22 protein-coding genes and 2 pseudogenes are annotated in these 21,762 nt (G+C 37.5%); 6 read left to right on the forward strand and 18 right to left on the reverse strand.

Annotated elements, in window-relative coordinates:
* Positions 1 to 25 precede the first annotated feature (25 nt).
* Positions 26 to 2,920: a 2-oxoglutarate dehydrogenase E1 component gene (locus QFZ87_RS20595; protein ID WP_309865676.1), complete on the reverse strand. Its 2,895-nt coding sequence runs from the start codon at positions 2,918 to 2,920 to the stop codon at positions 26 to 28.
* 167 nt (positions 2,921 to 3,087) lie between these two features.
* Here QFZ87_RS20595 and QFZ87_RS20600 point away from each other — a divergent pair, with 167 nt between their 5' ends.
* Complete coding sequence (locus QFZ87_RS20600; RefSeq protein ID WP_309865679.1) at positions 3,088 to 3,972, forward strand: LysR family transcriptional regulator; 885 nt, start codon at positions 3,088 to 3,090, stop codon at positions 3,970 to 3,972.
* 521 nt (positions 3,973 to 4,493) lie between these two features.
* Here QFZ87_RS20600 and QFZ87_RS20605 read toward each other — a convergent pair.
* From QFZ87_RS20605 to QFZ87_RS20620, 4 genes and pseudogenes are all read right to left on the reverse strand, one after another.
* Positions 4,494 to 5,094, reverse strand: a pseudogene (locus QFZ87_RS20605) (LutC/YkgG family protein); the annotation flags it as partial.
* Positions 5,095 to 5,800 (reverse strand): annotated as a pseudogene (locus QFZ87_RS20610) ((Fe-S)-binding protein); the annotation flags it as partial.
* Between the two features lie 126 nt (positions 5,801 to 5,926).
* Positions 5,927 to 6,373, reverse strand: coding sequence for an ArsI/CadI family heavy metal resistance metalloenzyme (locus tag QFZ87_RS20615; RefSeq protein ID WP_309868013.1), 447 nt, complete (start codon positions 6,371 to 6,373; stop codon positions 5,927 to 5,929).
* Between the two features lie 23 nt (positions 6,374 to 6,396).
* Positions 6,397 to 6,537, reverse strand: coding sequence for a hypothetical protein (locus QFZ87_RS20620; RefSeq protein ID WP_309865682.1), 141 nt, complete (start codon positions 6,535 to 6,537; stop codon positions 6,397 to 6,399).
* A 191-nt stretch (positions 6,538 to 6,728) separates the two neighbouring features.
* Between QFZ87_RS20620 and QFZ87_RS20625 the strand changes: the two genes are divergently transcribed.
* The 4 genes from QFZ87_RS20625 (at position 6,729) to QFZ87_RS20640 (ending at position 8,445) form a co-directional block, all read left to right on the forward strand.
* Positions 6,729 to 7,055 carry an ArsR/SmtB family transcription factor gene (locus QFZ87_RS20625; RefSeq protein ID WP_309865685.1) on the forward strand — a complete coding sequence of 109 codons (327 nt, stop codon included), beginning with the start codon at positions 6,729 to 6,731 and terminating at the stop codon, positions 7,053 to 7,055.
* 72 nt (positions 7,056 to 7,127) lie between these two features.
* Complete coding sequence (locus QFZ87_RS20630) at positions 7,128 to 7,304, forward strand: hypothetical protein (RefSeq protein ID WP_309865688.1); 177 nt, start codon at positions 7,128 to 7,130, stop codon at positions 7,302 to 7,304.
* A gap of 69 nt (positions 7,305 to 7,373) precedes the next feature.
* Positions 7,374 to 7,565 carry a hypothetical protein gene (locus QFZ87_RS20635; RefSeq protein ID WP_309865693.1) on the forward strand — a complete coding sequence of 64 codons (192 nt, stop codon included), beginning with the start codon at positions 7,374 to 7,376 and terminating at the stop codon, positions 7,563 to 7,565.
* A gap of 13 nt (positions 7,566 to 7,578) precedes the next feature.
* Entirely contained in the window at positions 7,579 to 8,445 is an 867-nt protein-coding gene (locus QFZ87_RS20640) for a permease (RefSeq protein ID WP_309865697.1), read from the forward strand.
* Positions 8,446 to 8,504: 59 nt separating this feature from the next.
* Here the strand turns inward: QFZ87_RS20640 and QFZ87_RS20645 are convergent, their stop codons facing one another.
* The 7 genes from QFZ87_RS20645 to QFZ87_RS20675 form a co-directional block, all read right to left on the reverse strand.
* The gene (locus tag QFZ87_RS20645; protein ID WP_309865701.1) at positions 8,505 to 8,675 is read right to left on the reverse strand and encodes a hypothetical protein; all 171 of its coding nucleotides are present in this window, start codon (positions 8,673 to 8,675) and stop codon (positions 8,505 to 8,507) included.
* Positions 8,676 to 8,884: 209 nt separating this feature from the next.
* The gene (gene arsA, locus QFZ87_RS20650; RefSeq protein WP_309865704.1) at positions 8,885 to 10,651 is read right to left on the reverse strand and encodes an arsenical pump-driving ATPase; all 1,767 of its coding nucleotides are present in this window, start codon (positions 10,649 to 10,651) and stop codon (positions 8,885 to 8,887) included.
* 16 nt (positions 10,652 to 10,667) lie between these two features.
* Complete coding sequence (gene arsD, locus QFZ87_RS20655) at positions 10,668 to 11,033, reverse strand: arsenite efflux transporter metallochaperone ArsD (protein WP_309865708.1); 366 nt, start codon at positions 11,031 to 11,033, stop codon at positions 10,668 to 10,670.
* Positions 11,034 to 11,131: 98 nt separating this feature from the next.
* On the reverse strand, positions 11,132 to 11,554 hold the full coding sequence (gene arsC / locus QFZ87_RS20660) for an arsenate reductase (thioredoxin) (protein WP_309865710.1): 423 nt from the start codon (positions 11,552 to 11,554) through the stop codon (positions 11,132 to 11,134).
* Positions 11,555 to 11,581: 27 nt separating this feature from the next.
* A complete protein-coding gene (gene arsB, locus QFZ87_RS20665) occupies positions 11,582 to 12,637 on the reverse strand; it encodes an ACR3 family arsenite efflux transporter (protein ID WP_309865713.1) in 1,056 nt (351 codons plus the stop codon).
* An 18-nt stretch (positions 12,638 to 12,655) separates the two neighbouring features.
* A complete protein-coding gene (locus tag QFZ87_RS20670; RefSeq protein ID WP_309865715.1) occupies positions 12,656 to 13,003 on the reverse strand; it encodes an ArsR/SmtB family transcription factor in 348 nt (115 codons plus the stop codon).
* A gap of 211 nt (positions 13,004 to 13,214) precedes the next feature.
* Positions 13,215 to 13,709 (reverse strand): arsinothricin resistance N-acetyltransferase ArsN1 family A, encoded by a 495-nt coding sequence (locus tag QFZ87_RS20675; RefSeq protein ID WP_309868016.1) that lies wholly within the window; start codon positions 13,707 to 13,709, stop codon positions 13,215 to 13,217.
* A 171-nt stretch (positions 13,710 to 13,880) separates the two neighbouring features.
* Between QFZ87_RS20675 and QFZ87_RS20680 the strand changes: the two genes are divergently transcribed.
* Positions 13,881 to 15,545, forward strand: coding sequence for a M1 family aminopeptidase (locus tag QFZ87_RS20680; protein WP_309865717.1), 1,665 nt, complete (start codon positions 13,881 to 13,883; stop codon positions 15,543 to 15,545).
* Positions 15,546 to 15,620: 75 nt separating this feature from the next.
* On the opposite strand, the gene QFZ87_RS20685 is transcribed toward QFZ87_RS20680, so the two are convergent.
* From QFZ87_RS20685 to QFZ87_RS20710, 6 genes are all read right to left on the reverse strand, one after another.
* Positions 15,621 to 16,016 (reverse strand): YidH family protein, encoded by a 396-nt coding sequence (locus QFZ87_RS20685; RefSeq protein ID WP_309865721.1) that lies wholly within the window; start codon positions 16,014 to 16,016, stop codon positions 15,621 to 15,623.
* Between the two features lie 6 nt (positions 16,017 to 16,022).
* Positions 16,023 to 17,090 (reverse strand): alpha/beta fold hydrolase, encoded by a 1,068-nt coding sequence (locus QFZ87_RS20690; protein ID WP_396133939.1) that lies wholly within the window; start codon positions 17,088 to 17,090, stop codon positions 16,023 to 16,025.
* Positions 17,091 to 17,113: 23 nt separating this feature from the next.
* The gene (locus QFZ87_RS20695; RefSeq protein WP_309865726.1) at positions 17,114 to 17,659 is read right to left on the reverse strand and encodes a polyhydroxyalkanoate biosynthesis repressor PhaR; all 546 of its coding nucleotides are present in this window, start codon (positions 17,657 to 17,659) and stop codon (positions 17,114 to 17,116) included.
* Between the two features lie 18 nt (positions 17,660 to 17,677).
* Positions 17,678 to 18,388: a hypothetical protein gene (locus QFZ87_RS20700; protein WP_309865729.1), complete on the reverse strand. Its 711-nt coding sequence runs from the start codon at positions 18,386 to 18,388 to the stop codon at positions 17,678 to 17,680.
* A 78-nt stretch (positions 18,389 to 18,466) separates the two neighbouring features.
* Positions 18,467 to 19,738: an MFS transporter gene (locus QFZ87_RS20705; RefSeq protein ID WP_309865731.1), complete on the reverse strand. Its 1,272-nt coding sequence runs from the start codon at positions 19,736 to 19,738 to the stop codon at positions 18,467 to 18,469.
* A gap of 42 nt (positions 19,739 to 19,780) precedes the next feature.
* Positions 19,781 to 21,685 carry an alkyl/aryl-sulfatase gene (locus tag QFZ87_RS20710; RefSeq protein WP_309865733.1) on the reverse strand — a complete coding sequence of 635 codons (1,905 nt, stop codon included), beginning with the start codon at positions 21,683 to 21,685 and terminating at the stop codon, positions 19,781 to 19,783.
* Positions 21,686 to 21,762: the final 77 nt, after the last annotated feature.

Here is a 21,762-nt window from a genome sequence, read left to right on the forward strand (position 1 = left end):
TATTTTGCGGTTTGTTGATGGATTATTAAAAGTTAAATCGCTTGTTTGATTCTTTAATATCTACTAGACTTCTGTAATTCAAAGCCTGTTGAATAATACGTTCTTGTTCCTGCTTATGAACGGTTGAATCGCCACCAGCTGTACTTGAACGTTCCTGACGACCGATGTAACCAAATATCAGGCTGTCAGAAGAAGCAAGTTCAAAAAGAGTTGGGGCGATATAATGCCACACGCCCATATTTTTCGGTTCTTCCTGTACCCACACGATTTCCTTCAGGTTCGGGTAACGCTTAATGATCGCTTCTACTTTTTCTATTGGAAATGGATACAATTGTTCGATTCGAACGATGTGTATTTCTCCTAAGCTTTGATTTTCTTTCCTTGAGTCGATTTCTACAGCCAAATCAATCGCCATCTTACCGGTTGTTAACACTAAACGCTTTACCTTGTCAATCTCTTTTCCAAGCTTCGGCTGTTCCACTACTGTTTGGAAATGGCCTTCGCATAGGTCAGTCCCAGAAGAAGCGACTAACGGATGACGCAGAAGACTCTTTGGCGTCATAATCACCAATGGACGAACAAACTCTGTTCCTAAGATGGATGCTTGACGACGTAAAATATGAAAATATTGCGCCGCACTTGTCAGATTGGCAACCGTCCAATTATTTTCAGCTGCTAACTGCAAAAAACGTTCAGGACGGGCACTGGAATGCTCAGGACCTTGCCCTTCATAGCCGTGAGGCAACAAGAGAATCATTCCTGATTTTTGCCCCCATTTTGCTCTTGCAGATGAAACAAATTGATCATAAAGCGGCTGTGCTGTGTTGGCAAAGTCGCCATATTGTGCTTCCCACATGACAAGGGTTTCAGGAGCAAATACATTGTAACCATATTCAAAACCTACAACAGCCGCTTCCGAAAGCGGGCTATTATGAACCGCAAACGATGCTCGAGCTTCGGGAAGATGATGCAGTGGTGAATAGGTTTCATTTGTTTCAGAATCGTGGAGCACAATGTGACGTTGGGCAAAGGTTCCGCGCTCAGAATCTTGGCCAGTGAGACGAATTGGCGTACCGTCTTTTAACATCGAAGCAAATGCCAGCACTTCCGCTACTGCCCATTCTACCTTTCCGTTCTCTTCTAGTGCATTATCACGTCGCTCAAGGATTCGCTTTAATTTTGGATAAACCTGAAAACCATCCGGCCATTTGAGTAAATCCTTATTTAATTTACGAAGCGTATCAAGTGGCACGCTTGTTTCAAGCGGTGGAATTCCTTTGGAAATTACTCTCGGAACCTCGATTTCTGCAAAGGGTTCACTCTGCTTCTTCTCTTCAACTTTCTCATACTCAGCCTGCAATTTTTCTTGCACGCTTCGATTGATTTGTTCAACTTCTTCTTGATTGATTATGCCTTTATTTTGTAATTGATTAGAATACAACGCTCTTACAGTTGGATGCTTCATAATTTTTCTGTAAACCTGTGGCTGGGTGACCGCTGGATCATCCATTTCATTGTGGCCAAATCGACGGTATCCAACTAAATCAATCATGAAGTCTTTTTGGAACCTATTACGATATTGATAGGCAAGACGAACTGCCGCTAGACAGGCTTCTGGATCATCTGCATTTACATGGACAATCGGAATCTCAAATCCTTTTGCCAAGTCGCTTGAATATCTCGTCGAACGAGAATCGTGGCTATCGGTCGTAAAGCCGACCATGTTGTTGGCAATGATATGAATGGTTCCACCTGTTCGATATCCTTTTAACCCACTTAAATTTAAGGTCTCTGCTACAATTCCCTGACCTGGAAAGGCTGCATCGCCATGAACTAAAATCGCAAACGCCCTATTAACCTCCTGCTTAGGGTAACCGGCATTCTTTCGTTCTTCTTGGGCGGCTCTTGCAAAACCTTCGACGACCGGATCGACAAATTCCAGATGACTCGGATTATTGGCTAAGGTAATTCGTGTGCGCATCTTACTGGAGCCTTCCATGAATCGATCGCGTCCTAAATGGTATTTCACATCACCAGTCCAGCCCTCACTAATGTCAACTAAATCTTCTGACGGACCCTGTTGTTTAGCAGATGAATGTTGAAATTCTGAGAACATCTTGCTGTATGGTTTGTTCAATACATGTGCAAGGACACTTAAACGGCCACGATGCGCCATTCCAATCACAACATTACGTGCTCCATCTCCGACCCCTTCGTGTACCGCTTCATTCAGCATAGGTACAAGCATGTCAACGCCTTCAATGGAAAATCTCTTCTGACCGACAAATGTTTTATGCAAAAATTGTTCGAAACCTTCAACCTCAGTCAAAGACTGTAACAAGTTCGTTTGTTCTTCTTTAGATAAGGATCGATGCAAAGAGCCGGTCTCCACCATTTGAGTGAGCCATGCTCGTTCATCCATTTGTTGCACATGGTTAAATTCATAGGCTAGTGTGGAGGTATAAACATCTTTTAAATGGTTCATAGCTTCCCATGCGGTTTGAATGCCTTCCGGTGACTCTTCCCAAACAAGTTTAACTGGTATCGCTTTCAAATCCTGTTCACTTACACCATATTTTTCAGGAGTAAACAATTCTTGATGTTGTAGATTTTCCTCTAATGGGTTCATGTTCGCTGCTAAATGACCATTGAAACGTATTTCATCAAGTAGTTTTACCACTTTTAGTACTTTTTGTATATTTACGGATTGATTAGATTCGATAGATTCTTTATTTAGGGTCTTTTCATTGTCTCTTAAATCATAAGACAAAGGTGAACCCCATTTAATAAATAGTTCTTTTAATTTTGGATCAATGGAGTCTTCTCCGTTCGTATATCGTTCATATTGTTCGATTACATAGCCAAGGTTTGGGCCATTGAATTTTCTCCACGGATTTTTTTGGTTATTCTGTACTTCCATTCACAATTCCCCCATTGTTGTATTACTTTATATGTCTCGTTTCGGATTATTTAGTGAACTTATAATTAATTGCTTATGGTTAAGGATAATGTAATAATTGAAATAAATAAAATGCTAATTTATTATATTAATCTATAAAAAATATTTATATCAGATTAGGTGGAACAATGGATTACCGTGACTGGGAAATACTAAAGGTACTATATCAACAAAAGAATCTTACAAAAACAGCTCGCCTCTTATTTCTTACTCAGCCAGCATTAACGACTCGCTTAAAGCATATGCAGGAAGAATTAGGTGTTAAAATCGTAACGCGTGAAAGCAGGGGAGTGCATTTTACCCCACAAGGAGAATATCTTGTCCATTGTGCTGAAGAAGCCCTTGCCCATTATGAAAAGATAAAAGAAAATGTCCAAAATATGAGTAATAATGAAAGTGACGAAGTAGTAGGTACGTTGAAATTGGGGGTATCTAATTTTTTCGCGAATTATGAACTTCCATATGTTTTGAAACTATTTAAAAAGCAATATCCTCATGTGGAATTTAAAGTAACAACGGGATGGAGCAGAGACGTAACACAACTAATACATAATAAGGATGTACATATCAGCTTTGTCCGTGGAGATTATGGCTGGCGGGGTTTATCGAAACATCAATTATTTGAGGAAACCATCTGCATTGCTTCAAAAAGTGAGTTTGAAATGAAGGACCTCCCTCGTCTTCCTAGAATCGAATATAAAGGAGATTACTTATTAAGATCTGTCATTGACCATTGGTGGGCAGAAAATTTCGCGCAAGCCCCTTTTATCAGTATAGAAGTGGACCAAGTAGATCCATGTAAGGAAATGGTTAAAAACGGTTTAGGTTATGGAATATTGTCCAGCAGGGTACTAACTGGGATAGAGGACTTATACAAAATTCACATAAAAGATCAAGAAGGAAAGCCCATTTTGCGCAGAACTTGGATGTATTATCATAAGGAATCGCTGGAATGGAATGTGGTAAAAGCTTTCGTTCATTTTATCGAGAATTTTGATTGGAAAGATAATTGATTTGTTTTATTGTAGTTATTAATCTTTATATGCTGGTCGATAGCTGATTTCCTCATCTAGAATAAAGTGGGTGGGTCTGAACTTATTGGTTGGGGAATCAGGTAAAGCAACCGAACTGATAAATAAGCGGAAAAATTCCGCTTATTTAGTAATTTTTATTAAAAAAGGCTTGAATAGACGGAGAAATTCCGCCTATTGACTCGAAAAATTAAAAAACAGGAGATTTTTCTTTGGATAAGCGGAAATTCTCCCCTTATTCCCCCCCAAAAAAGCTCCATTCTTCATTTAACCGGAAAATCTCCGCTTATTCTACTTGCTACTTGCTTGTTAATCGATTAAGGACAAGACATTAAAAGGGAGTGAATGAAAATATATCAAAAATCCATGAGAACCTCATTTTGATGCATTACGGTGAACCGTATTATAACCAATAACGATGCCAATACGACTTTCTTTTCGGCAAGTATTTTAAGAAAAGCACCTCAAAACTGACCCCTTTACAAAAAATGTAGGCCTTTATTTTACAAATCATCTACAACAATATAGGCAGCTTTCACTGGACCATGGACTCCTACGACAAGATTTAACTCAATATCGGCTGAATTACTTGGGCCGGTGATGAAGTTAATGCAGCTTGCAACATGCCCCGTATTTTGATAGATCTCCCGCATTTTTTGTGCAGCTTGTGTCATTCTTGGTACTAACGTACTTTTTGGGACAATGGCAATATACGTAGCCGGTAGAAAACTAACCGTTCTACCTTTATTCTCATCAATAAAAAGGACAACTGTACCTGATTCAGCCAAAGTTATTTCACTAATCGTAAACCCTACATTCGCCTTTTCTGCGATTGCGATATTTTCTTCTCCTATTGAATAATCCCATTCAGAAACTTTGATACCTTGATTAGACCAATCATGCTTAAATAGAGAGTCAAGTCCCCAGTTCGAAAACCGTTCATCCTTCCAAGAAACAATTGGACCTCCGCCAAAAGTTGTGACTACTTCATTAAGTGTCTTTGGTAAATCCATCCGATTGGTAGTGTAAAAACTAGTATGAATTCTTTTACATTGTTCTCTTAATACATCTAGTAAACTCATCCGATGTTGCATCTTTCAACACTAATACCTCAGCGATATGGAGAATTTTAATATGTTTCCCTTTCCTCTCTATTCGCCCCCCAATATTCATCAAACAACCTGCATCCGCGCCAACTAAGTATTCAGGCCCCGGTTTCCTCTACATGAAAGACCTTTTCATCGACCATTTGCTCTGAAATTTGCGCCATTTTTACGGAAAAAGTACCACCGAATCCGCAGCACTGTTCTTTACCTGGCAATTCGGTAAATCTTAACCCTTTTACATTTTTTAAAAGTGTCATAGGAGCATTCTTTACGCCCAGTAATCTAGTCATGTGACAGGATGTGTGGTAAGTAACAGTCCCTTCAAAAGTAGCCCCGACATCTTCCACCTTTAAAACATCGACGATAAACTGGGTAAGTTCAAACGTTTTTTCTGCTAGTTTTTTCGCTTTAGGCTCCCAAACAGAATCGCCTTTAAAAATATGGGGGTATTCGTGAAACATAAAGGCACACGAACCGGATGGAGACACCACATATTCAGTATCCTGAAACGTGTCAATCATGTGCTTCATCGCTTCTTACGATTCTTTTGTACAACCGCTGTTATATGCAGGCTGACCGCAGCATACTTGTGCTTCTGGGAAATCAATCTCACAACCAAGTCTTTCAAGCAGTTCAACCGTCGCTTTCCCTACATTGCTTTGGAACATATCTACAAGGCATGTTGCAAAAAAGCTCACCTTCATAAATGTTTCATCTCCTCTACAATAAAAAACAGGCATATAATGTAATTATAGGATTGCAGGACAACTAATAAAAACAAAAAATCCTAACAATATTGTTAGGATAAAAGATTTTTATAAGATAGAAAGTTAACAACATGATGAAGACTTTTTTATTTCTACTATGGTAGGTTGAGGTGCACAACAAGAGGACTCAGAAACCATTGATTCAACATCACCTTTGGTATAAAAGAACTCCCATTCGTTTCCGTCAGGATCTGATACCCAGAATTTATCTTGGGTTGCATAACAACAGGTAACATCCATCTCTTCCCTTGCAAAAAAGCCTAATCCTTCTAACCGTTCTTTATGTTTCAAGACTTCTTCCTGATTCTCTACTTGAAAACCAAAATGTCCAACTTGATTTCCAGAGACTTCTTTTTTTAGATTTAGTGTGAAATTGAGACCCGGGTCTTCCAGTAAAAACTTAGCATAGTCTGGCTTTACTTTAACCGGTTTAGCATTAAACACTTTAGTATAAAATTCAATCGAACTATTTAAATTCGTTACGTTTATTCCAACATGCATTTTCATCAGTAGCCCTCCAAACCCATAATTTTTTAACAGCAAGAAGATTGTTGTTCATTGGTTGTTCCACAACAAGATTCCTCTTGAGTGTTTTCAACTTCTTTAATTTCAACATCACAGCAATCTGAAGGCTTTGAAGATCCCATACCTATTAACTTTTTAATAAAATTCATTTTACCCATCTCCTTAATTTTAATGTTAATTAAATCAATTTTTTTTGATTTATACTCTCAGTATATTAGCTATTATTTCCAATTACAACCCTTTAATCAATTTTTTTTGATAAATTTGTTGACACAAGAAAATATTGGATATAATATAATGACATCAAGAATATTTGATTTAAGGAGTAGGTGAGAAAAAAATGGCAGAAGAAATTCAATTACAAGACATATCATTGGAAAGAGTATTTGAAGAATACGAGTTAAAATTCAAAGCGATTGCTGATAAAAAGAGACTACAAATCATGAATATTCTAACTCAAAAAGGCGCGATGTGCGTGTGCGATCTTGCTCCATTGATTGACATGGCTCAATCAAAATTGTCTTATCATTTAAAAATCTTATTAGATGCAAATATTATAAAAAAAGAGACACGGGGAACCTGGAGTTATTACGAATTGAATCAAGAAGAACTTAATCATTTGTTGTCCCCCGAGCTTTGTTGCCTTTTCAAACCGACCTGCTGTTAAATTTTTTTAAATTATTCATCAATTTTTTTTGATTAATATATCAATATAATTTGATTAATAGGAGGAACTCATATGTTTAATGAGTATACAGAATTTCAAATGATGAAATTACGCCAAGAGGAAACAGAAAGAAATGCAAAAGATGCATGGAAGAATTATGTTGAAATGGGCAAGGAGAATAATACTAAAGAAAGAACCTTTCCAGTAAAACCATCAGTAAACCAATGTTGCCCGTGTACATGTGCTTAAACAATAGATTTTGTTCGAACAAAACATCAAATTTATTTGATTAATAATATATATTGGGAGGAATTAATTATGTATCATTACAACTACGGAGTATTAGTTAACGAAAAACAAATAGAAATTGAGAAAAAATCAATGGAAGCTTGGAAGTTTGTTGGCATTAAACATGAATCCTTTTTTCAAAAGATTGCTAGGAAATTATTTACCAAAAAGAACAAAATAGAACAAACCTCTGCAAATTATTGTGTTTGCAGAGAATGCTAAGGGGGAATTGAACATGTGGTTAGACACGCTTAAAAGTTTTCTATCTATTGCACTTGAGTTAACGGTTCTATTTATTGTTATATCATTTTTCATTAGTCTGCTTCAGGGATATATCCCTTACGAGAAGATTGAAAAGAAGTTAGCTGGAAAAAACAAACTGATCGCCGCCTTTGCTGCCATTGTCTTTGCGTTTATAACACCCTTTTGTTCCTGTTCCACCATTCCAGTCGTTGTAAATATGTTAAAAAAGAAAATGCCATTTGGGATAGTAATGATTTTTCTATTTGCCTCCCCTGTCCTTGACCCTACGATTTTAACTATAATGGGTGTGGCTCTTGGATGGAAAGTGACTGCTATCTATACACTTTTAACCACAGTCTTTTCAATCATCATCGGCTTTACTCTTGAGAAATTAGGATTTGAAAAGTCAGTGAAAAATGTTGTAATGACCGGTTATCAAGAACAGCATCAAAAATTTAATATTAAATTGGCTTTAATGGAAACCCTTCATTTAATGAAAAGTGTTTACCCCTATTTATTAATCGGTGCCGCAATTGGAGCCGTGATCCACGGGTTAGTTCCAACAGAATGGATTTCAAGTATGTTTGGCCGAGACCATTGGTGGCTAATACCTATCGCAGCCATTATAGGGATTCCTTTATATATCCGTCTTTCCAGTATGATTCCGATTTCACAAATGCTTATTGCTAAAGGAATGGCATTAGGACCAGTGATGGCCATGATTATCAGTTCCGCAGGTGCTAGTTTACCAGAAGTGATTCTTTTAAAATCAATCTTCAAAAAACAGCTAGTTTTTACATTCGTCTTATCAGTGGTTGTCATGTCCACTATTTCTGGTTTTATCTTTTACTTAATATAGTAGTAATTGGACCAAAAAGGGGATTTAGTCTTTAGACTAAATCCCCTTTTTATTCTCACCTAACAGCAATCACTTTCATTTCCTAGAAGGACAAGTCCATTGACTTCTTGATTGAAATCAAGTGTTAGGTCATTTGTATATGGCTCAATCTCGGCTTCTATTGCCACTGTAATTTCATTTATAGTTACTACCATATCATTTTTTTCCGGCTCATCCAGAGCCAGTCCCACTTGTGGACCTCCTCAGCCAAAGCCTGCAAAATAGACACGAATGTTTTTAGCCTCGTGTTCTTGGAACAATTGCTTTAAAACATCACGTGCTTGATCTGTGATAATCATATATTTCCTCACCTTTCAAAAAATTCACTTTCTTATCTTACTAGTTTTTTCTTATTTAGAAAACAAAAAAAGCTATTTTAGTATTTTCTATATTTTTTATTTTAAATAAACTTTTTTAGCTGTTCATATCCTTTATTCTCTTCACTCATTAGTGAAACAATCGCACATTTTTCAGCCAATTCCGTGGTCACCTTTTGTATCCATCCCTCTTCCGCTTGTGCTCTGCTTTTTAAAACTGGGTCATTGGTTTCAGTAGCGTATAGACTTTGGTTAATTACCCACCATTTTGGTACGATGTCTGCACGCTTTAAATCATCCTGTAATCGACTAGCCTCTAGAACAGGCGTTGCTTCAGCCAGTGTGACAATGACTACACTTGTTTCTTCAGGGTTTCTCAAACGTGGCAATAACGTTTTCACACTTTCAGGAATTTCCCCTGTAGAACGAGCTAATTCTTTATGATAAGACTGTGCTGCGTCTAAAAGGAGTAAAGTGTGTCCTGTTGGTGCGGTATCAATGACCACGATTTCCTCCTTTGCTCTTGCCACAACCTCTGCAAACGCACGAAACACTGCTATTTCTTCCGTACAAGGTGAGTTTAAATCCTCTTCAATGTACGCAATTGCTTCTTCATCAAGTTCATTGCTTACATTCGATAAAACTTCCTTTTTGTAAGCCTCAACTTCTGCTGTTGGATTGATTCGGCTAATCGTTAATTGATCATTCAATTTGCTATTCTGAAAAACAAACTCTAAATGGGCTGCTGGGTCAGTTGTGGTTAAATGCACTTTGTGTCCTTTTTCTACTAATCCAACTGCAATGGCAGATGCCAAGGTGGTCTTACCAACACCACCTTTACCCATTGTAAAAATCACTCTAGTATTATTCTCCGAAAAATCGTCAATCAGTTTATTTAAGCTAGGTAATACTATTGGCTGGCTCAAACCTTCTGATTGTGTAGCGGGCAGAGTATATTGCTTAAATAAATAACGAAGGTTTTTAACACCCGTTAATGAATAAGAAACAAATGGCAAAGAATAGGTGACAACTTGTTTTAGATCCTTTGGCATTTGTTTAATCACCTTTCGTTGACGTTCATAAAAAGAAGCCGAAATTATATCATCGGGTAGATAAGAGTTGAGTAAGCCATTTATGATAAGCGCTTGGTTTGTAATCCCAATTTCCTTTAATTCATTGGAAGCACGATTGGCTTCAAGTAATGATGATTCATCCGGTCTCGCAACTAGAATAAGGGTTGTCTTTGTCGCGTCAGCAAGGGCACTCATTGTCAGTGAATACATTTGCTTCTTATCTGCTAGTCCAGCTAACGGACCTAAACAGGAAGCACCATGTGTGTTTTCTTCTAAAAAGCCACTCCATGCAGTTGGGAGCTGGAGAAGACGAAGTGTATGACCCGTTGGTGCTGTATCAAAGATGATATGCTCATAGGCATCAACGATTGTAGGATCAGCGAGCAAATTAGTAAATTCATCAAATGCCGCAATTTCTACTGTACACGCTCCCGATAATTGTTCCTCCATCGTTGCCACTACTGAATCAGGAAGTTTGCCTCGATAGGGTCCAATCGTTTTTTCACGGTAAGCTCTTGCCGCCTCTTCAGGGTCTAGGTTACAAGCAAACAAATTAGGAACGTTTGGGATTGATTTCGGAGTATTTGTTAGACCAACTTCTAATACATCTTGTAAGTTTGAAGCTGGATCCGTACTTACTAGCAAAACCTTTTTTCCTTCGTCCGCTAATGTCACAGCGGTTGCACAAGCAGTTGATGTCTTTCCTACACCACCTTTACCTGTAAAAAATATAAACTTGGTGTTTACGATCATTGTCGGATTGAAAGATTGAAACATGGTTTTCACTGCTTTCTTATTTGGTGGATTTTAAATCAATTTTCAGACGGACTTTTGGTTTTTCGGTAAGCTCCTCCGCTTTAAGGCCGAACCATTCAGAAAATTCTTGGTTGGTCGGATACATGCCAATCTTAGCAATCCTTCCATCAACGATAGTCACAGGCAGCGAGTCAGGTCCTTTTTCATGAAGGACTTTATTTACTTCTTTATTTTCAACAAATTTGGCAGGTTCCGTTCCAAGGTTATAGCGTCTAATATCAAATCCTTTTTTCTCCAATACAAAGATAGATGTTGCTACTCTTGTTAACTCAGGATCTACGCTAGGCCCACACACACCTGTGGGGCAGCACAATGCTGGATCAAAGATTTCTACTTTACTCATAAAATAACCTCCATATTGTATTTTATATAAGCATTTACTTATATGAATTTTAAAGATATAGCCAAGAGTATTTTTACTCTTGGCTATGAAATTCTTTCTTACTCGCCAGTTTCAGCAAAACGATGAATACGGTCCCCGATTTCATCACGGACACGTTGGAAGAATGCCCATTTTTCTTCTTCCGTTCCTTCTGCTTTAGCTGGGTCATCAAAGCCCCAGTGAACCCGTTTTACATGTGGAGGAGTAACAGGGCAGTGGTCTGCAGCATGACCGCACAATGTAACAACTAAGTCCGCATTATTTAAAATAGTAGGATCAATTACATCAGATGTTTGTTTAGAGATGTCAATGCCAGCTTCCTTCATTGCTTTTACTGCGTTAGGGTTTAAGCCATGTGCCTCAAGACCAGCACTTTTGACCTCCCACTCACTGCTCAAATGTTTCTTAGCCCAGCCCTCAGCCATTTGGCTGCGGCAGGAATTTCCTGTACATAAGAAGTAAATTGTTTTTTTGTTTTCCATGTTGTTCTCCACCTTTATTGTTAGTTTTTATGCTGCATTTTCTTTGAAATATTTTCGCTTAAACCATAAAGCCACGTTGACTAACGCTATCATGACTGGTACTTCTACTAGTGGTCCAATAACTGCTGCAAAGGCAGCACCCGAATGGATTCCAAAAACACCAACAGCAACAGCTATTGCTAACTCAAAGTTATTACTTCCAGCAGTAAATGCAAGGGTTGTTGTTACTGGATAGTTTGCTCCAATTTTCTTCCCCATAAAAAAGGAAACAAAGAACATGATTACAAAGTAAATTAATAACGGAATAGCGATACGGACAACATCTAATGGCAAGCTAACAATCGCGTCCCCTTTTAATGAAAACATAAGGATAATCGTAAATAGCAATGCAATCAAAGTAATAGGACTGATTTTTGGAATAAATACCTTCTCGTACCACTGTCTGCCTTTTGCTTTTACCATTGTAAAGCGTGTAATCATTCCAGCGATAAAAGGAATTCCTAAATAAATGAAAACTGATTTCGCTACTTCAAGCATTGTAATATTGACAACTGCGCCTTGGATTCCGATCCATTCTGGAATAATGGTCACAAACACGTAGGCATACACAGAGAAGAACAGCATTTGGAAGATCGAATTGAATGCGACTAATCCAGCTGCATACTCGGTATCTCCTTTTGCTAGGTCATTCCAAACAATAACCATAGCAATACAACGGGCTAAACCAATCATAATAAGGCCAACCATGTACTCTGGTTTATCTGGAAGAAAGATAATAGCTAATAAAAACATAAGGATCGGCCCGATGATCCAGTTTTGTACCAGGGACAAAGTGAGGACCTTAACATCTTTAAAAACACGCCCAATTTCCTCATAACGAACTTTTGCTAACGGAGGGTACATCATTAAAATTAAACCAATGGCAAGTGGAATGGATGTAGTTCCTACTTGTAAACTGTTCATGTTATCTACAAAGCCTGGAAAGACAAATCCTAATCCAATCCCTATAGCCATAGCTAGAAAAATCCATAGTGTTAGATACCTATCAAGGAATGATAAGCGTTTTTTCTCAAAATTACTCAATTTTTTCACTCCCTATTGTTAACACCCACATTGAAGTGTAGGGTTGCTTTTTTCAATTTGTTTAATTTTCTCTGTCTGGTCTGGTACATGTTCTAAAATGTCTTCAATAAGTCCATATAGCTCACTTTGCTGTTTTAAGGAATAATAAATCCATTGTCCTCTTCGTTCTTCCTTAACCATGCCTGCATCCTTTAATTTACGAAGATGCTGACTGATGGATGGCTGGCTCATCTCAAATACTTCTAGGAATTCACAGACGCAGCACTCACGTTGTTTTAAGATAGCAATGATAGATAAACGTGTTTTATCACCTAATAATTTCAAGACGTTCGCCGCACGATCCAAATCAACCTTTGATTTCAGCATCAATAACCCCTCCTCCGTTACATAAGCAAATAATAATTTACTTATATGAAAGTCAAATATAGCTTTTTTAATTATCTGTTAGACTTTAGCAACTTATACATTTTATATAGAAATTAATATATAACTATTTGCTTATATATTAAAACAACGAACAAATGAATTCAAGAACTTAAATGTAAAGTTCTCGTAAATAAATAAGATTGATTTTAGACTAAAGTATTTTCTCCATCGCCATGACATCAACAAATTTACCATCTAAAATTCCTTGGTTTTTAAATACCCCTACTTCCCTAAAACCCATTTTTGTATATAATCCCTGTCCTATTTTATTAAAAGGAAATGTAAACAAAACTATTTTATGAAAGCCATTTTCTTTAGCAAGGAATTCAAGTTCAGATAAAAGCTTTTTGCCAATTCCCTTTCCTCTATATTCTCTTGAAATATAAACAGAAAGATCGGCAACCCCGTCATAAGCGCATCGGTTATTGTATTGATTCAAAGAAGCCCAGCCAACAATTTGATCTTCATATTCTGCTACAATCACCTTATATCGACCCTGATGCTTCTCAAACCACTCCTTCATATAGGAGACATCTTTTGTTTCCGTTTCAAGCGTGGCAATTCTATCTTCAATACCTTGATTGTAAATAGATTGTATGAACGGAAGATCCAATTCTTCAGCTATTCGTATAACTACTTCTTCCATCATTCACATCTCCTTTAATAAAAATCACAATCTATTTACTTATACACTAGTACAATGAAAAATTTATTTCAATTCCTTATAGGTAACTTTCTTGTAAAAGTGACGTCTAACAATATGGATATTAGAATTTTCAGAATTAATATTAACAAAAGTAGAAAAAGGGGGATTTTAATGAAATTGATGTTAGTCATTTCGTCGTTTGTGGGTTTTCTTATTTTTCTTGGTTGGACCATTTTTGCCTCTAAGAACAAAACAGATAAAACTAAAGTCCAAATGATTGGCACTGGTGTCTTTCTTCTTTTAACCTTTGGGGCACTTTTCTCTTTTCAAAATGACTCAACTAAAGAAGTAAAACCACCTAAAGTGGTAAAGACAGTAGCCAAACCTACTTCTGAAGAAAAGCCCAAAGCTGAAGAACAAAACAAAGCAAATGAACAAAAGCCAACAGAGGAACAGCCCAAAGCAGAACCTGTTGATAAACGAGTAGACATTGTCCATGGGCCAGCGAGTAAAGTGAAAGGCCCAGCAGATCCAAAATATGTAATGGATGTCGCTTATGACTCTAGTAAACATGTAATAACAGGGAAAATGACTGTTGATTTTATTAATAATTTAGATGTAGATTTAACGAACTTATATTTCAACGTCTGGGCAAATGCAAACACCTATTTAGCGGTAACTAAAAAAGAGTCCAATGTAACTGTTGATCAATTAAAGGTAAATGGTCAACCTGCGACCTATTCCCTTGACGGAACCGCTCTACATATACCTGAGGTGAGTATTAAAAAGAAAGAAAAAGGCAAAGTGGAAATGAATTTTACAGTTACAGTGCCAGAAGCACTGGATCGCTTTGGCTGGAATAAAACGACCACCTCATTAGGGAACTGGTTTCCTATTCTTGCCGTTTATGATAACGAGGGGTGGAACGCAGACCCTTATTTCAATGGTGGTGAATCCTTTTATTCGTTATCAGGACAATATGATGTAACCCTTACAACTGAAAAAGAGCAAATCATCGCTACAACAGGAACCGAGGTTGGAAGTCCGAAGATTAACGGGGCATTAGCTACTCATAAATATAAGGCTGAAAATGTCCGGGATTTTGCGATGGAAATGGATCCTACCTATAAGATAAAACAAACGAAGGTCGGAAATGTAAATGTGAATGTTTACTATAAAGATGAACACACAGAATATGTAGATTTAATGGAATACGGCAGTAAGAGTCTTCAATTATTCAGTGAAAAGTTTGGAGCCTACCCATGGCCAGAGCTGGATATTTGTGCAATGGAAGGCTGGTTTGGTGGGATGGAGTACCCACAGCTCGTCATGATATCCATACCATCCGATGGGAAAGCAGCTAGAATTGATTCTACTACGGCACATGAGATTGGTCATCAATGGTTTTATGGGATAATCGGGAATAATGAATTTGATGAACCATGGTTAGATGAATCCTTTGCAAGTTATGCTGCTGCATTATTCGACAAATCTTTAGATTCTAGTATGCCAGTGGAAGAAGCGCGATTAGCAGACGCTCACCTAACCCATTCCATCGATCAGTTCTATGAAAATGGAACAGAAAGTAAAAGAAACTACTATTACACGATATATGCGTACGGAGCCCAGACGGTGGATGACCTTCGAAAGGAGCTAGGTGACGACCAATTCTATGCTTCAATAAAAGCCTATTTCAAAGCAATGAAGTTTGGTGTTTCTACCACGGCTGATTTTATTCGAATTATGCAGGAAACAAGTAAACGTGATTTGACTAAATTTTTCGAAGCCCATCGAGTGTTTTTATCAGATCAAGAGGTTGTTGAGGTTAGCTCGTAACAATCAAGAATTATGTACAAAATTAGAGAAGGTCATTGAGTTTAAGTATCCCAATGACCTTCTTTAAAGCATTACTTAGGACTTCACTAATAATAAAAAAGATAAATACATAAAAATCATGAACATTAATAGAGAAAATAAACTAGAAACAAAGATTATGGAATGGTTAGAAGGTGTGTAGATACCACCTGTAATTTCCAATCTTTTCCGAGTGTATTGTATTGTCGACAATACACAAGTTATAAAACCGATAGTACACGCAAAGATTCCAAGAATGATGACTAAGGTATTAATGTAGTGATTGGAACTGATTTTAATGGTAAAATGTAATGAAGTTGTTAAGAAACCTACTCCTGTTATCGATATAGCCGTACGTATCCATGCAAGATACGTTCTTTCATTTGCTAAATGTTGCTGTGCATACTTTACACTATCTCTTGATGACTCTTCTATTCTATATAAAGCTTTCATTAATTATTAAATCCCCTTCGTTTCCTCTGATCGAGCCGAAAGCCACTTATCCCAAACTTCAGCGAATACCCCAGTCAATGCTAGTGAAACATGTCCACCTTCAAAAACCTCATAAGTTTTATCCTTACTTGAAACAAGGTCCATCACCGGAAGACTTTGCTTATCTAATATAATTGTGTCACGTGAGCAAGAGAAGACAAAAAGCGGGCAGTTTATATTCTTTAAATCCACATTCCTGCCACCAATCACCAATTCTCCCTTTAAGAGTTTGTTCTCTTGATAGAGATCGCTAAACAACTGTTTGAATGCAGCACCTGCAAACGAAGCAGAGTCATTCGTCCACTTATCCATTCGGCGCCACTTTTCTACATATTTCTCATCATGTGCACGGGTGACGAGATTGATAGTAGAACTTGCAAAACCAGGTGATACCATCCTATATATCAAATGCATAATTTCTGATGGAATGGTCCCATGTGCATCAGCAAAACGGTCAAGACTTAGCTGCCCTTTTTGTAGTGCTTCCAACAATTTATCAGGAAAGATGCCGATACTAAAATCAATTGGTACGGCCGCAAGGGATAAATTCTTAATTGGCAGTTCCGTTATGGAAGCCAAGATGGCTGCAATGGTTCCACCCAGGCAATAGCCGGCAAGGGATATTTCCTTTGCACCTGAATGTCTTAAAGCTCGTTTAAGGGCGTTCTCCAAATAATCAATGATATAATTATCAAGGGTGATATCAGAATCTTCAAGCCCAGGGGACCCCCAGTCCAATAGGTAGACATCATATCCGCGCTCGGTTAGTCCGCCTACAACGCTGCTTCCTTCACCGATATCAAGAATGTACGCCTTATTTAACAAGGAGTATACTAGAAATAACGGAATCGCATGTCTTTTTTCCTTTGCAGGATGATACCATAAGGTTGCTTTATTTTTCTTCCAGACAGTCTGTCTCGGTGTAGGTACAATATCTGGCTTTGGCTCGGTCATAATTTTATATAGCTGATTCCACCGTTTCGCTTCTTTTTCTAAGTTTAAGGTTGGAAAAAAGTTTGTTCCTACTGCTTTCAAAATTATCACTCCTCTCTTCAATGTTATTTAATACCGGTAAGCACTAGATCTTTCTCCTGCCTTTTTTCCGATACTTTTTTATGCTTTTCCCGCTCTATTCCGATGAGGCCTCTCTCTATTTCTTTCCGCAATTCCTGAAGGTCGGCATTCATTTTTTGCGTTTCCGCCAGCTCTTGGGCCATCTTTTGGAATTCATTCTTCATTTGCATGACAATATTGACTACTTCTTCGAACATTCCTGAATTTTCTTTAGTAATGGAGCTTACACTATTTTGTAATTTCCAAATTTGTTCTTCTAACAAATCAATTTTTTCTTCTGTCTGAATAGATAGCTTTGCGGCATTAGCGACATCTTTCTTTGTCGGGATATTCATTAGTGCCGCAATTTGCTCTTGGTTTTTTCTAAGTCGCTCTAGGTAAAATGAATAAGTGTTCAGGCCTGAACTTGCTGTGCGAACAAATTCTTTGTTGTCTGTTAGGTTATATAATAGGTCAGTTACTTGTTTGTCCCACATTTCACTCAATTGGTTGAATCCAGAAAATAGATCATATATTTTTTCATTTGACATACTGTTTCTCTCCTTAAATTAAGACTTTGTAGGTTCTTCGGTGTTTTCCATATATTTATTTAGCGGGAAGATAAGTTCTTTGAATTTTGTTGCAAATAGATTGACAAATCCTTTTTGATATTCATATAGCGGATTTCCAGCTTGTTTAATAGTTTTGATATATTGCACTCTTCCTTTTTTCCTAAGATCAATATAATGCTCCATCATTTCTATATTTTTCTCAATCGATTGGTAGTTTGCAATAGTTCGGCACGGTGTACTTAAGAGTGACAATACTGTCTTTTGAATTTGATCCATTTGCGCATTTATTTCCTCATAAGACTGAACCGGAAAGAAATGCTGCAAGGTGGTGGTTGACATTAAAAATTCATCACGTGCAGTCTTTTCCCATTCAGTAAATTCCTTTATAAATTGCTCAGCTATTGCTTTTTTACTTCCCTGATTCCGTTGTACAATTTCAGAGAATCGTCTCACCTCTTTTAAGAGGGCTTCGTCGCGGTGATCAACACACTTTGCCCATTCATCTAATTCAGCAAATGCATATCGCCAGAGCAGGTCTAGGCTAGAAAGCGATGCTTCATTTTCACCATCGACAATGGTTTCTTCGTCCTGTTTTTCTTCTAGTAATGGTTCATCTACAATTTCTACCGTTTCGTCCACTTCTTGTTTCTTCTTTCGCGTTATTGTTTCTTTCAATGATTCTTTTAGATTATCTTTTTTTGCAGCCATATTAGGCACATCCTTTTTAAAATATAGTAAAGATTCTAGATTAAATCGAAATCTATGTTATTAATGAGTCCAGTGAGATTAGAGGTTCACTATCTTATTTTTATTCTCTGTTATGACTCGTTTTTTGGGCTTTCCGAACAGGAACATCAATAAAGCTGTACTCACCATAGCAACAGAGATTCCATATATGGATGAGCTAAAACCAACTGCAGGATTTGCACCTGAAGTTTGAATGAGCTTTCCAAAAATAATGGGAGCAAAAATACCTGAGGAAGTCATGATTCCATAATAAGTACCTGTCATAACACCTCTCCGCTCTGGAAGTAAACTAATGATGACTGTAGGATTAAGGTTGCCAGCAGTAACCACGACCGTATACACCAAAGAAAGGATAGTGATGATCGAACCCTTTCCATTAACAAGGGGATATAAAGCGTATAAAATTCCTGCTAGAATCAGACTACTGGCAGAAAAAAGAATGCGTGACTTCCATAAATCTAGAGTTTTTTTGTATATTCGATCTGAAATGATTGCCAGCACTAATGAAGACATCGCCCCTATTAATCCGGAAATAGCAATAATTTTTCCAGCTTGTTGTTCAGTGAATCCCTTAACTTTCATTAGATAGGCAGGATTAAAGGTAAGCCCAAAAACAATATAAGAAAAGCCGATACATGCGGCTAAGGATGTAAAAATAAAAATTGGAGATCGTAACGCTTTCCATATATCCTTCCCATATGTCTCTTGTTTGTTTTCCTGTTTATTTCCCTCTTCCTCAAACGAATTATCTGATTTCAGCCGTCCGAGCCATAGCCAACTAATTAACCAGACAAAGCTGAGAATGCCAGAAATAAAAAACGTTTGTTTCCAACCATAATTTGACATCAAAAAAACCACTATCGGGGCTGTAACAGCTATGCCCACAATATTTCCAAAATTTATGATTGATATGGCCAGTCCACGTGATTCCGGTTTAAACCATTTACTAATATGACTGATTGCGGTTGCTTGAAAAGGGCCTTCTCCTACACCTAGTAAAACTCTACTAAATAATAGTAGTGGAAGTCCTGAAATAAACATCACCATAGATTGCGCCATGGTCCAAATAATCGCCATAACAGCCAATATTTTTCCAGTTCCATAACGGTCTGATAAAGAAGCCCCTACTATTCCAGCTAATGAGAACAACCAAAAAAAACTGCTTCCAACCATTCCAAATTGAGAGAAAGTTAGATTCAAATCCTTCATAATATGGATTCCGGCTAAACCTGTAATGGATTTATCGGCAAAATTAACAATAGACATAATAAAAAGTGCAAGTAAAATCACCCATTTCGTCCAACGCTTCATTCAAACTCCTGCCTCTCATGGAAAAATTGTTTTGTTTGTTAATTAAGGCGTTACGATATTTGGAAGACTGTCGAACTCATCCAAAAGTGATAGAAATTCATCTAATTTTGTTTGGTCACCAGAGATCATTGATTTACCTGCAGCAACAGCTTGAACAGGTGAAAGAAGACCCAGCCCAATACCATAGAATGTTATTCGATCAAGAGTTACGGTAACATCTGGGTTAGCGTCAACCTTACCTTCTTTATAAATCAAAACAGAATTTTCTATATATATTGCATATTTTTGGTTTGAATCAGATAGGATTATATTCAACGTGATTTTTTTACCATCAGCTTTGGGTCCGTTTAGTTTAATAGCGATCAACTTTAAGAAATCCTCCACTGGCATATAGTGAATAATTCCAGAAACATCTAATGGTGTATGATCTTGATTTAAACCATTTCTTAGTTCGGAAGCACCAACAAGATAAATATTTCGCCAATTGGCTGATTCGGCTTGGTAACCCAATTGTTCATATGCATCCGCTAATAAATTTTTTGCTTCCGTATTTTTTGGGTCAGCCATTACAACGTTTTTTAATACCTGAGCTACCCAACGGTATTCCCCATTTTCAAAGTCGTCTTTTGCTTTTTCCAGAATAGCAACTGCTCCGCCCATGTATTCTACATATTTAAGACCTGTTTCCACTTGTGGTAAAGGATCTAAATCTGAAGGATGTGCACTATAATAACCTAAATAATAATTGTAAATTCCTTTTGAATTATGCTTTAACGTACCGTAATACCCACGATTCCCCCAATACATATCTAATGATTTTGGAAGTTTGATCGTTTCAGCTATTTCCTCCATCGTATATCCATGGTTGGCTAAACGTACTGTCTGGTCATGCATATATTTATACAAATCTCGCTGCAATTTCAAATGTCCTAAAGCACGATCCTTGCCCCAAACAGGCCATGCATGAATCATGAGCAAAGCATCGATATCTTCATTCTGAAATAAATCAATGGTCTTATCGAGTGAATTAGCCCAATGCAGAGCATCCCGAGTTTTTGCCCCTCTAACCGTATAAATTTGATGCATCAATTGATTGGCGTTCTCTGAGACAAATAATGCTTTGTAATCTCGGATATAAAAATGCATTTCAGCAGGTGCTTCTGTGTTTGGGGTTAACAAAAATTGAAATGTTACGCCATCGATTTCCATCGTTTGGATTTCATTTTCTATTTCAATTGTAGGCAGCGCAAAACTCATCGATCCAGAACTCATTGTATTACCTATACCTATTGATACAGAGCCCTTACTTCCATCTGGAATATTTTTACCAAACTGATACTCGGCCCTACGCGCCATAATGGTACCCAAAAGCACATTTTCACTTAACGCTTCTTTTGTAAAATGTTGAGGAACAATAATAGGAATGGCCGGATTTTCCGCATACTTTAGAACAGCCTGAATGCCGCCAAAATGGTCCGCATGACTTTGACTAATAATAATGGCTGAAACTGGCTTTCTTGGACGATGTTTATAATATAATTCCATGGCAGCTTCAGCGGATTCCGTACTTCCTAATGCATCACAGACAATGACGCCTTGTTTCCCTTCAAAAAAGAAAGTGGTGGCGATGGATTGCCCACGCACTTGATAAATTCCTTCTACCACTTCAAATAAACCAGATATAGCCTGTAATTGGGCATTTCTCCAAAGGCTTGGGTTCACTGTGGCTGGAGCAATGTTGTTAAGAAATTCTAGCTTATCAATGTCCCAAACAACTTCACCGGAATGATCTTTAATAATTGTAGATTGTAAAGGTGCAATAAAACCGCGGTTTGCATCTTCGAAATCCTGTCGATCTTTGAAATTTAGTGATTCATATACTCCTAAATTTGCCTTTTTTGTAAAAGAAGTGGCGGACTTAGATGGATTAAAAACTTTGCTTATCATATAAACCTCCAAGGATTGTTGTTTTTTGAATTTACAAAAAAGGAAAACACTTTTGACTTCCTGGCTGTCAGGTCTCC

The organism is Bacillus sp. SLBN-46, assembly GCF_031453555.1.
Taxonomy (GTDB): Bacteria; Bacillota; Bacilli; order Bacillales; family Cytobacillaceae; genus Neobacillus.